Here is a 12,582-nt window from a genome sequence, read left to right as displayed (position 1 = left end):
GACAAAGAAATGGTCATGCCAGGCGATAACGTGTCGATCACCGTCAAGCTGATCAACCCGATCGCGATGGAAGAAGGTCTGCGCTTCGCTATCCGTGAAGGCGGCCGTACCGTCGGCGCCGGCGTGGTTGCAAAAATCCTCGCATAAGGAAATGTTATGCTTCCACCCGGGGCGTCCTGGGTGGTAGAATAGCACTCCTCGAAAGTTTTACGTAGGGACGTAGCTCAATTGGCAGAGCGTCGGTCTCCAAAACCGAAGGTTGGGGGTTCGATGCCCTCCGTCCCTGCCACCGTCAAGGTGCAGGGCACCGAAAGTAGAAAAATGTCAAATCAATCCGTGCAAACCGTTAGCACGTCGAGTGACAAGATAAAAGTCGCGCTGGCAATAGTGGCTGCGATTGCAGGAGTAGTCGGGTTTTATTACCTGGCAGGCCAACCAGCTCTGGTGCGTGCAAGCGCGCTTGTGGCTGGTTTGGTTATTGCTGTTGCGCTCTTGTATGTCTCGACGACCGGCCGTGAATTTCTCAATTTCGCCAAAGAAGCAGTGCGCGAAACCAAGAAAGTCGTTTGGCCGACCCGCAAAGAAGCCACGCAGATCACTGCGATCGTGTTTGCCTTTGTGCTGGTCATGGCGATTTTCCTGTGGGGTACGGATAAATTGCTCGAGTTTTTGTTGTATGACGTAATTCTTGGTTGGAAAAAATAATGAGCGAAAATGTGCATGATGAAGCGGCGGACGAATCCGTTCCGGGCGACGCTCCGGCAGCGGATACTGGTGCAGCGCTGAGCGTGCCAGTGAGCAGCAAGCGCTGGTATGTCGTGCATGCTTATTCCGGCATGGAAAAAAGCGTCATGCGCGCACTGACCGAGCGCATTGAGCGCGCGGGCATGCAAGACCAGTTCGGCCAGATCCTCGTGCCGATCGAAGAAGTGGTTGAAGTCAAGAATGGTGTGAAGTCGGTCACCGAACGTCGTTTCTATCCTGGCTATGTGCTGGTTGAAATGGAAATGACGGACGAGAGCTGGCACTTGGTCAAGAACACCAGCAAGGTTACCGGTTTCATCGGTGGCAAATCGAACAAGCCGACGCCGATCTCCGCGCGCGAAATCGATGCCATCATGCGCCAGATGCAGGAAGGTGTTGAAAAGCCCCGTCCGAAGACCTTGTACGAAGTGGGCGAGCAAGTCCGCATCAAGGATGGTCCGTTCACCGATTTCAACGGCAATGTCGAAGAAGTCAATTACGAGAAATCCAAAGTGCGCGTTTCTGTCACCATCTTCGGCCGCGCTACTCCGGTAGAGCTCGAATTCGGCCAGGTCGAAAAAGTTTAAATCTGTATCAAGCGCCACCAGGAGCGTCCCGGTTTTATCAGGGAAATCCGGTCAGAGGAGCCCCGCCAGGGTAGGATCGGCGGGGCGCTACTACTCAATCCAAGATAGGAGCCATCATGGCAAAGAAAATCATTGGTTTTATCAAGCTGCAAGTGCCAGCTGGTAAAGCAAACCCATCCCCACCAATCGGTCCAGCTCTGGGTCAACGTGGTCTGAACATCATGGAATTCTGCAAGGCCTTCAATGCACAGACCCAAGGTCTGGAGCCAGGCATGCCGATTCCAGTCGTGATCACCGCGTTTGCGGACAAGTCCTTCACGTTCGTGATGAAGACGCCTCCAGCAACCTACCTGATCAAAAAAGCTGCTGCGATCACCAAAGGTTCGCCGAAGCCACATACCGACAAAGTCGGTACGCTGACCCGCGCACAAGCTGAAGAAATCGCTAAATTGAAAACCCCTGATCTGACCGCTGCCGACATGGATGCTGCTGTGCGCACCATCGCTGGTTCCGCTCGTTCGATTGGTATCACGGTGGAAGGTGTTGTATAATGGCTAAGTTATCCAAACGTATCAAGGCTTTGAAAGCCAAAGTCGACCGTACCAAAGTGTACGCTTTCGACAACGCTGTCGCTCTGATCAAAGAGTGCGCAACGGCCAAGTTCAATGAATCGATCGACGTATCGGTACAACTGGGTGTTGACCCTAAGAAATCCGACCAAGTGGTGCGCGGCTCCGTCGTGCTGCCAGCTGGTACCGGCAAAACCGTACGCGTTGCAGTATTCGCGTCGGGCGAAAAAGCGGAAGCTGCCAAAGCAGCTGGCGCCGACATCGTTGGTATGGAAGACCTGGCTGAGCAGATCAAAGCCGGCGACATGCCTTTCGACATCGTTATCGCTTCGCCAGATACCATGCGTATCGTTGGTACCCTGGGTCAGATCCTGGGCCCACGCGGCATGATGCCTAACCCGAAAGTTGGCACTGTTACTCCTGACGTCGCTACCGCCGTGAAAAACGCGAAAGCCGGTCAAGTTCAGTACCGTACCGACAAATCCGGTATCATCCACGCTACCATCGGCCGTAAATCGTTCGCTGACGCAGATCTGAAGTCGAATCTGGTCGCACTGATCGACGCACTGAACAAAGCCAAGCCAGCATCGAGCAAAGGCGTGTACCTGCGCAAGGTTTCGCTGTCGTCGACCATGGGCGCTGGCGTCCGTGTTGACCAGGCTAGCCTGGCAGCTTAAGTAACAGAATCAAGTCCTGTAGCGCCTTCGGGCGCTGCGGGCGCATCTTTGGGCTGTCTGCCCGGTGTTCGCACCAGGCAGGCAGACAATCAAAGACCGTTGGGCCGACTGCGATCGCACATGCAGAAGGTTAATAGGCTGGCCGGCAACGGCCAGTGCCCAACGCAGATGGTGTACCCGAACAAGTTTTGTAGTCCTCATGCTGCGTGAATTCATCCGCTCAGTTTAGTACTTCTTGACTTCGGACGCCGTGTTCGAACCGATGCAAGGCGCTCAACCACTCGGTTGTGATTGCCGAACATCATTTAAGGAGGTTGACCGTGAGTCTCAATCTGAATGACAAAAAGGCCGTCGTCGCCGAAGTTTCCGCACAAGTAGCAAATGCGCAAACGATCGTCGTGGCCGAATATCGTGGCATCCAGGTTGGTCACTTGACGCAACTGCGTGCTAAAGCGCGTGCCCAAGGCGTGTACCTGCGTGTGTTGAAAAACACTCTGGCTCGTCGCTCCGTTGAAGGTACCGCATTCGCCAGCCTGGCAGATGCCATGACCGGCCCGTTGATCTACTCGATCTCGGCCGATGCCGTTGCAGCAGCTAAAGTCATCGCTGACTTCGCTAAAACCAACGACAAACTGGTCATCAAAGCAGGTAACTACGCAGGCAAGCCGCTGGATACAGCTGCTGTCACCGCGTTGGCGAGCATTCCTAGCCGTGAAGTCCTCATTTCGCAGTTGTTGGGCGTTATGCTGGCTCCGGTTTCGGGCTTTGCACGTGGTCTGGCTGCCCTGGCAGCGAAAAAAGGCGAAGGCGCCGAAGCTCCTGCAGAAGCAGCAGCAGAAGAAGCCCCAGCAGCCGCTTAATTGCGCGCGCTTTTTTCTCTCAGTACCAATCTGATGTAACTAACGTAATAAATTTAGGAGTTTCAAAATGGCAATTAGCAAAGACGATATCCTGGAAGCAGTTAGCGCCATGTCCGTAATGGACCTGAACGACCTGGTTAAAGCATTCGAAGAAAAATTCGGCGTGTCCGCAGCAGCAATGGCTTCGGCCGGTCCTGCAGCAGGCCCAGCAGCAGCTGCTGAAGAGCAAACCGAGTTCAACGTTGTTCTGGACACCTTCGGCGCAAACAAAGTTGGCGTCATTAAAGCAGTTCGCGAAATCACCGGCCTGGGCTTGAAAGAAGCTAAAGACCTGGTCGATGGCGCACCAAAAACTGTGAAAGAAGCAGTGTCGAAAGCTGACGCTGAAGCTGCAGTGAAGAAACTGGTTGAAGCCGGCGCAACCGCTTCGATGAAGTAATATCTGTACCGGCGGCAGTTAGCGCCCGAGTCAAAGTCTGAGGTTTCCCCTCGCAAGGGGGGAAATCCGACTTTGGCTCCTTTGTCGTCTGCATCGTATTTGTCACGTAGTTGTAGCAGCAGTTTTTATTCGATTCAAGCCGGAAAGCAGAGCCTTGAGGTTTCGTCTGTGTCACACGCAGCGGTGCAAACGAACACTTGCAAAACCTGAATTTTCTATCCTTTCTGTCACTCACGGAGTGTCCATGCACTACTCATTTACTGAGAAGAAACGCATTCGCAAATCATTCGCGAAGCGCGCCAACGTTCACCACGTTCCGTTCCTGCTGGCGACCCAGCTCGAGTCTTATCATAGCTTCTTGCAAGAGGACATAGCACCGTCCGGCCGCAAGAATGATGGCCTGCAGTCGGCTTTCACCTCGATTTTCCCTATCGTTTCGCACAATGGTTTTGCGCGTCTCGAATTCTTGTCGTACGTTCTGGGCGATCCTGCCTTCGACGTCAAAGAATGTCAACAACGTGGCCTGACGTTCGCGTCGCCGCTGCGCGCGAAAGTGCGTCTGGTGATCCTGGACAAGGAATCGCCAACCAAGCCCGTCGTCAAAGAGATGAAGGAACAGGAAGTCTACATGGGCGAATTGCCGCTCATGACGACCACCGGTTCGTTCGTGATCAACGGCACGGAGCGCGTTATCGTTTCCCAGTTGCACCGTTCGCCTGGCGTGTTCTTCGAGCACGACCGCGGCAAGACCCACTCGTCCGGTAAGCTGCTGTTCTCCGCGCGTATCATTCCTTACCGCGGTTCGTGGCTGGACTTCGAGTTCGACCCGAAAGACATCCTGTTCTTCCGCGTCGACCGCCGCCGCAAGATGCCGGTAACGATCCTGCTCAAAGCCATCGGCATGTCGCACGAGCAAATCCTGGCCAATTTCTTCGTCTTCGACAATTTCAACCTGCGCTCCGAAGGCGCGGAGATGGAATTCGTCGCCGAGCGTCTGCGCGGCGAAGTGGCGCGTTTCGACATCGTCGACAAGTCGGGCAAGACCCTGGTGCTGAAAGACAAGCGTATCAACGCGAAACACGTGCGTGATATCGAAGCTGCCGGCATCAAGCACATTTCCGTACCGGAAGACTACCTGCTGGGCCGCGTATTGGCGAAGAATATCGTCGATGGCGACACCGGTGAAGTCGTCGCTTCCGCGAACGATGAGCTGACCGAAGATCTGCTGGGCCGCTTGCGCGACGCCAACATTTCCGAAATCCAAACGTTGTACACGAACGACCTGGATCAGGGCGCCTACATCTCGCAAACCCTGCGTATCGACGACACCGCCGACCAGATGGCTGCGAAAGTGGCGATCTACCGCATGATGCGTCCAGGCGAACCGCCAACGGAAGACTCCGTTGAAGCGCTGTTCAACGGCCTGTTCTACAACTCGGACCGCTACGACCTGTCGGCCGTGGGCCGCATGAAGTTCAACCGCCGCATTGGCCGCGATGAACTGACGGGCGCCATGACCCTGTCGAACGAAGACGTGCTGGCCGTGATCAAGATCCTGGTGGAACTGCGCAATGGCCGCGGCGAAGTCGACGATATCGATCACTTGGGTAACCGTCGCGTACGTTGCGTGGGCGAACTGGCAGAGAATCAATTCCGCGCCGGCCTGGTGCGTGTTGAGCGCGCCGTCAAGGAACGCCTCGGCCAAGCCGAAGCGGACAACCTGATGCCGCACGACCTGATCAACTCGAAGCCGATTTCGGCTGCGATTCGCGAGTTCTTCGGTTCGTCCCAGCTGTCGCAGTTCATGGACCAAACCAATCCTCTGTCGGAAATTACCCACAAGCGCCGCGTATCGGCTCTGGGACCCGGCGGTCTGACACGCGAACGCGCCGGCTTTGAAGTGCGCGACGTGCATCCGACCCACTACGGCCGCGTCTGCCCGATCGAGACACCGGAAGGTCCGAACATTGGTCTGATCAACTCGCTGGCGTTGTATGCCCGCCTGAATGAATACGGCTTCCTGGAAACCCCGTACCGCAAGGTCGAAGGCTCCAAGATTACCGATCAGATCGACTACCTGTCCGCCATCGAAGAAGGCCGCTACATCATCGCTCAGGCGAATGCGACCATCAACGACGAAGGCATGCTGTCCGATGAACTGGTCTCGGCCCGTGAAGCCGGCGAAACCATCCTGGTATCCCCAGAGCGCATCCAGTACATGGACGTGGCGCCGGGCCAGATCGTTTCCGTCGCTGCCTCGCTGATTCCGTTCCTCGAACACGATGATGCGAACCGTGCATTGATGGGCGCCAACATGCAACGCCAGGCTGTGCCTTGCTTGCGTCCGGAAAAAGCGCTGGTCGGTACCGGTATCGAACGCACCGTTGCGGTCGACTCGGGCACCACCGTGCAAGCGCTGCGTGGCGGTATCGTCGATTACATCGATGCGGGCCGTGTCGTGATTCGCGTCAACGATGACGAAGCGACCGCTGGTGAAGTGGGCGTCGACATCTACAACCTGATCAAGTACACCCGTTCGAACCAGAACACCAACATCAACCAGCGTCCTATCGTGCAAGTGGGCGACCGTGTTGCCAAGCGCGACGTGATCGCCGACGGCGCATCGACCGACCTGGGTGAATTGGCACTGGGCCAGAACATGACCGTGGCCTTCATGCCATGGAATGGTCTGAACTTCGAAGATTCGATCCTGATCTCGGAAAACGTCGTCAAAGACGACCGCTACACCTCGATTCACATCGAAGAGTTGTCGGTTGTGGCCCGTGACACGAAACTGGGCGCGGAAGAAATTACGCGCGACATCTCGAACCTGGCTGAAAATCAGCTGGCACGTCTGGATGAATCCGGTATCGTCTACATCGGCGCTGAAGTGCAAGCCGGCGACACCCTGGTCGGTAAAGTGACGCCTAAAGGCGAAACCCAGCTGACCCCGGAAGAGAAGCTGCTGCGCGCGATCTTCGGCGAAAAAGCCTCGGACGTGAAAGATACGTCGCTGCGCGTGCCTTCGGGCATGATCGGTACCGTGATCGACGTGCAAGTCTTCACCCGTGAAGGCATCGTGCGCGACAAACGTGCCCAGCAAATTATCGATGACGAACTGAAACGTTTCCGTCTGGATTTGAACGACCAGATGCGTATCGTTGAAGGCGATGCCTTCCAGCGTCTGGAAAAGATGCTGATCGGCAAAGTTGTCAACGGCGGCCCTAAAAAGCTGGCCAAAGGCGCCAAGATCACCAAGGAATACCTGGCCGATCTGGACAAATACCACTGGTTCGACATCCGCCCTGCGGACGACGATGCGGCGGTAGCGCTGGAAGCGATCAAGGAATCGATCAACGAGAAGCGTCACCAGTTCGATCTGGCCTTCGAAGAGAAGCGCAAGAAACTGACGCAAGGCGATGAGCTGCAACCAGGCGTGCAAAAAATGGTCAAGGTGTACCTGGCCGTGAAACGCCGCCTGCAGTCGGGCGACAAGATGGCAGGTCGCCACGGTAACAAGGGTGTGGTTTCCCGTATTGTTCCTGTGGAAGACATGCCATACATGGCCGACGGCACGCCAGCCGACGTTGTGCTGAACCCGCTGGGCGTTCCTTCGCGGATGAACGTTGGTCAGATTCTCGAGACTCACCTGGGCTGGGCTGCCAAGGGTCTGGGTATCCGCATCGGCGAAATGCTGAAGGCGCAAACCAAGGTCGAGCAAGTGCGCAAGTACCTGACGACGATCTACAACGACAACGGCCGTGCGGAAGACTTGAACGACTTCGACGACGAAGAGATCATGAAGCTGGCGGAAAACCTGAAAAAAGGTGTTCCATTCGCCACGCCAGTGTTCGACGGCGCCAATGAAGCCGAGATCCGCCGCATGCTGGACCTGGCGTATCCGGACGACATCGCCAAGAACCTGGGCATGACCGCGTCGAAAAACCAGGTGACCATGTATGACGGTCGCACCGGTGAAGCGTTCGAGCGCAAGGTTACTGTCGGCGTCATGCACATGCTGAAACTGCATCACTTGGTCGATGACAAGATGCATGCGCGTTCGACCGGTCCTTACTCGCTGGTGACGCAACAGCCACTGGGCGGTAAAGCCCAGTTCGGTGGTCAGCGTTTCGGTGAGATGGAAGTCTGGGCACTGGAAGCGTATGGCGCGTCGTATGTCTTGCAAGAGATGTTGACCGTCAAGTCCGATGACGTGAATGGCCGTACCAAAGTGTACGAGAACCTCGTCAAGGGCGACCACGTGATCGACGCCGGCATGCCGGAATCGTTCAACGTGCTGGTCAAGGAAATCCGTTCGCTGGGTATCGATATCGACCTCGAACGCAACTAAACGACAGCACCCTGTCATTTGGTTTGGGAAACACAAAGCCCGGCTGGGAAACCACGCCGGGCAATGTAGTCTCAGGAATATAGAAATTTAATCACCTCTGGAGTGATACATGAAAGCACTGCTCGATCTATTCAAGCAAGTACAGACCAACGAGACCTTCGATGCAATCAAGATCGGTCTCGCTTCGCCTGAGAAAATCCGTTCGTGGTCCTACGGCGAAGTCAAAAAGCCGGAAACCATCAACTACCGTACCTTCAAGCCTGAGCGCGACGGCCTGTTCTGCGCCAAGATCTTTGGCCCGATCAAGGATTACGAATGCCTGTGCGGCAAGTACAAGCGCCTGAAACACCGCGGCGTGATCTGCGAAAAGTGCGGCGTCGAAGTCACCCTGGCCAAAGTGCGCCGCGAGCGCATGGGCCACATCGAGCTGGCCTCGCCGACCGCGCACATCTGGTTCCTGAAGTCCTTGCCGTCGCGTCTGGGCATGGTCCTGGACATGACCCTGCGGGACATCGAACGCGTGCTGTACTTTGAAGCATACGTCGTGACCGATCCGGGCATGACTCCGCTGAAAAAGTGCCAGATCATGTCGGAAGACGATTACGCCGCCAAGTACGAAGAGTACGGCGACGACTTCACCGCCTTCATGGGCGCCGAAGGTATCCGTGAACTGCTGCGCTCGATCGACATCCACCGCGATGCCGAAACCCTGCGCGTGGAACTGAAGGAATCGAAATCCGAAGCCAAGATCAAGAAATACGCGAAGCGCCTGAAAGTGCTGGAAGCGTTCCAACGTTCGGGCATCAAGCCTGACTGGATGATCATGGAAGTGCTGCCAGTGCTGCCGCCGGAACTGCGTCCGCTGGTACCGCTGGATGGCGGCCGTTTCGCGACCTCGGATCTGAACGATCTGTATCGCCGCGTCATCAACCGTAACAACCGTCTGAAACGCCTGATGGAGCTGCGCGCTCCAGAGATCATCACGCGCAACGAAAAGCGCATGCTGCAAGAAGCGGTCGATTCGCTGCTGGACAACGGCCGTCGCGGCAAAGCGATGACCGGCGCCAACAAGCGTCCGCTGAAATCGCTGGCAGAGATGATCAAGGGCAAGGGCGGCCGTTTCCGTCAAAACTTGCTGGGCAAACGCGTCGATTACTCCGGTCGTTCGGTCATCGTCGTGGGCCCGCAATTGAAACTGCATCAGTGCGGCTTGCCGAAACTGATGGCGCTGGAACTGTTCAAGCCATTCATTTTCAATAAACTGGAACTGATGGGTCTGGCTACCACGATCAAGGCCGCCAAAAAGCTGGTCGAGATCCAGGAGCCGGTCGTGTGGGACATCCTGGAAGACGTGATCCGTGAACATCCGATCATGTTGAACCGCGCACCTACGCTGCACCGTCTGGGTATTCAGGCGTTCGAGCCAGTCCTGATTGAAGGCAAGGCCATCCAGCTGCACCCGCTCGTCTGCGCCGCATTCAACGCCGACTTTGACGGTGACCAAATGGCGGTCCACGTTCCTCTGTCGATCGAAGCGCAGATGGAAGCACGCACCCTGATGCTGGCATCGAACAACATCCTGTTCCCATCGAACGGCGAACCGTCGATCGTGCCGTCGCAGGATATCGTGCTCGGTCTGTACTACGCGACCCGCGAAGCGATCAATGCGAAGAACGAAGGGATGATGTTCCCTGACGTGTCGGAAGTGATCCGCGCCTACGACAACAAGGAAGTCGAACTGACGACCCGCGTCACCGTGCGTATTACCGAATACCCGAAAAACGCCGAAACGGGCGAATTCGAGAAAACGGTAACGCGTTACGAAACGACGATCGGCCGTGCGATCCTGTCGGAAATTCTGCCAAAAGGCCTGCCGTTCTCCGTCCTGAACCGCGCGCTGAAAAAGAAAGAAATTTCCAAGCTGATCAACACGTCGTTCCGCAAGTGCGGCCTGCGCGCCACCGTGGTGTTCGCAGACAAACTGATGCAATCGGGTTTCCGCCTGGCGACACGCGCCGGTATCTCGATCTGCGTCGACGACATGCTGGTACCGCCTCAAAAAGTCACCTTGATCGCGACGGCCGAATCGGAAGTCAAGCAGATCGAACAGCAATACGCTTCGGGTCTCGTGACCGCCGGCGAGCGTTACAACAAGGTCGTCGATATCTGGGGCAAGACCTCCGATGAAGTCGGCAAGGCCATGATGGACCAGCTGAAAGTCGAAGACGTGATCCGCCGCGACGGTACGCAGTCGACGCAAGAATCGTTCAATGCCATTTACATGATGGCCGACTCCGGTGCGCGTGGTTCCGCAGCCCAGATTCGCCAGTTGGCCGGTATGCGTGGTCTGATGGCCAAACCGGATGGTTCGATTATCGAAACGCCGATTACCGCGAACTTCCGCGAAGGTCTGAACGTTTTGCAGTACTTCATTTCGACCCACGGCGCTCGTAAAGGTCTGGCCGATACGGCGCTGAAAACGGCAAACTCGGGTTACCTGACCCGTCGTCTGGTCGACGTGACGCAAGACTTGGTGGTGATCGAGGACGATTGCGGCACCATGAACGGTACCGTCATGAAGGCCCTGGTTGAAGGTGGTGAAGTCATCGAACCGTTGCGCGACCGTATCCTCGGCCGCGTGGTGGTGCATGACGTCGTCAATCCTGAAACCCAGGAAACCCTGTATGACGCCGGCACCCTGATGGACGAAGACATGGTCGAAGAGATCGAGCGTCTGTCCATCGATGAAGTCAAGGTTCGCACGCCACTGACTTGCGACACGCGCTTCGGCCTGTGCGCCAAGTGCTATGGCCGCGACCTGGGCCGCGGCATGCTGGTCAACGCCGGCGAAGCCGTCGGTGTGGTGGCAGCGCAGTCGATTGGTGAGCCTGGTACCCAGCTGACCATGCGTACGTTCCACATTGGTGGTGCGGCATCGCGTGCGGCAGTGGCATCGTCGGTGGAAGCGAAATCGAACGGCACCATCCGCTTCACGGCAACCATGCGTTACGTGACGAACGGCAAGGGCGCGCAAATCGTCATTTCCCGTTCCGGCGAAGTGCTGATCACCGACGACCATGGCCGTGAGCGTGAGCGTCATAAAGTACCGTACGGCGCGACCCTGATCGTCAAGGACGGCATGGTCATCAAGGCCGGTACGGCCCTGGCAACGTGGGATCCGCTGACCCGTCCGATCATTACCGAATACGCCGGTCAAGTGCGTTTCGAGAACGTCGAAGAAGGCGTCACCGTAGCCCGTCAGGTCGACGAAGTGACCGGTCTGTCCACCTTGGTGGCGATCGATGCGAAACGTCGCGGTTCGCTGACCAAGACCCTGCGTCCGCAAGTCAAGCTGATCAACGACGCGAACGAAGAAGTCAAGATCGCCGGCACCGAACACTCGGTGGCGATCGGCTTCCAGGTCGGCGCGCTGATCATGGTCAAGGACGGTCAACAGGTATCGGTGGGTGAAGTGCTGGCACGTATCCCGACCGAATCGCAAAAAACGCGCGATATTACCGGTGGTCTGCCACGCGTTGCGGAACTGTTCGAAGCGCGCTCGCCGAAAGATGCCGGTATGCTGGCGGAAGTCACGGGTACGGTTGCGTTCGGTAAAGAAACCAAGGGCAAGCAGCGTCTGGAAATCACGGACATGGACGGCAACAAGCACGAGTTCCTGATTACCAAGGACAAGCAAGTGCTGGTGCATGACGGCCAAGTCGTGAACAAGGGCGAGATGATCGTGGACGGCCCGGCCGATCCGCAAGACATCCTGCGCCTGCTGGGTATCGAAGCGCTGGCTCGCTACATCGTCGACGAAGTTCAGGACGTGTACCGTCTGCAAGGCGTGAAGATCAATGACAAGCACATCGAAGTGATCGTGCGTCAGATGCTGCGCCGTGTTCAGATCGTCAATGCCGGCGACACCAACTACATCGTTGGCGAGCAGGTAGAGCGTTCGGAACTGCTGGACGAGAACGATCGCGTGACGTCGGAGAACAAGATCCCTGCGACCTACGAAAACGTCTTGCTGGGTATTACCAAGGCTTCGCTGTCGACCGATTCGTTCATCTCGGCCGCATCGTTCCAGGAAACCACCCGCGTGCTGACCGAAGCGGCGATCATGGGCAAGCGCGATGGTCTGCGCGGCCTGAAAGAGAACGTCATCGTCGGCCGCCTGATTCCTGGCGGTACGGGCCTGGCCTTCCACCGCGCACGCAAAGAGAAAGAAGCGTGGGAAGTGGAAGAGCGTCAAGCACTGCTGCTGGCCGAGAAAGCCTCGATGGCTGGCGAAGCTGCCGAAGCGCTGCAGGACATCGAAACTCAGCAACACCACGGCGACGAAGCGTAATCTG

General features: G+C 56.7%; 8 protein-coding genes, 1 tRNA gene and 1 pseudogene. All 10 read left to right on the top strand.

Annotation, left to right across the window (positions count from 1 at the left end; all coding sequences use genetic code 11):
• Positions 1-147, top strand: a pseudogene (locus tag BLU39_RS27115) (elongation factor Tu); the annotation flags it as partial.
• 66 nt (positions 148-213) lie between these two features.
• Positions 214-289: transfer RNA gene (locus BLU39_RS27110), tRNA-Trp, on the top strand.
• A 32-nt stretch (positions 290-321) separates the two neighbouring features.
• A complete protein-coding gene (secE, locus tag BLU39_RS27105; protein WP_010394308.1) occupies positions 322-705 on the top strand; it encodes a preprotein translocase subunit SecE in 384 nt (127 codons plus the stop codon).
• Positions 705-1,331 (top strand): transcription termination/antitermination protein NusG, encoded by a 627-nt coding sequence (gene nusG, locus BLU39_RS27100; RefSeq protein WP_092719293.1) that lies wholly within the window; start codon positions 705-707, stop codon positions 1,329-1,331. The genes secE and nusG overlap by 1 nt, the downstream gene beginning before the upstream one ends.
• Before the next feature lie 116 nt (positions 1,332-1,447).
• Positions 1,448-1,882, top strand: a complete 435-nt coding sequence (gene rplK, locus BLU39_RS27095; RefSeq protein WP_034753131.1) for a 50S ribosomal protein L11 — start codon at positions 1,448-1,450, stop codon at positions 1,880-1,882.
• Complete coding sequence (gene rplA, locus BLU39_RS27090) at positions 1,882-2,577, top strand: 50S ribosomal protein L1 (protein ID WP_034753134.1); 696 nt, start codon at positions 1,882-1,884, stop codon at positions 2,575-2,577. The genes rplK and rplA overlap by 1 nt, the downstream gene beginning before the upstream one ends.
• A 320-nt stretch (positions 2,578-2,897) precedes the next feature.
• Positions 2,898-3,437: a 50S ribosomal protein L10 gene (gene rplJ / locus BLU39_RS27085; protein WP_034753621.1), complete on the top strand. Its 540-nt coding sequence runs from the start codon at positions 2,898-2,900 to the stop codon at positions 3,435-3,437.
• A 67-nt stretch (positions 3,438-3,504) separates the two neighbouring features.
• Positions 3,505-3,876: a 50S ribosomal protein L7/L12 gene (rplL, locus tag BLU39_RS27080; protein WP_070223390.1), complete on the top strand. Its 372-nt coding sequence runs from the start codon at positions 3,505-3,507 to the stop codon at positions 3,874-3,876.
• 244 nt (positions 3,877-4,120) lie between these two features.
• On the top strand, positions 4,121-8,227 hold the full coding sequence (gene rpoB, locus BLU39_RS27075) for a DNA-directed RNA polymerase subunit beta (protein WP_092719289.1): 4,107 nt from the start codon (positions 4,121-4,123) through the stop codon (positions 8,225-8,227).
• 109 nt (positions 8,228-8,336) lie between these two features.
• Positions 8,337-12,578 carry a DNA-directed RNA polymerase subunit beta' gene (rpoC, locus tag BLU39_RS27070; protein ID WP_086140053.1) on the top strand — a complete coding sequence of 1,414 codons (4,242 nt, stop codon included), beginning with the start codon at positions 8,337-8,339 and terminating at the stop codon, positions 12,576-12,578.
• Positions 12,579-12,582 lie beyond the last annotated feature (4 nt).

The organism is Janthinobacterium sp. OK676 (assembly GCF_900103595.1).
Classification (GTDB): Bacteria; Pseudomonadota; Gammaproteobacteria; order Burkholderiales; family Burkholderiaceae_D; genus Janthinobacterium.
The sequence above is the reverse complement of the archived record's forward strand: the minus strand, read 5'-3'. Positions and strand labels throughout refer to the sequence as shown.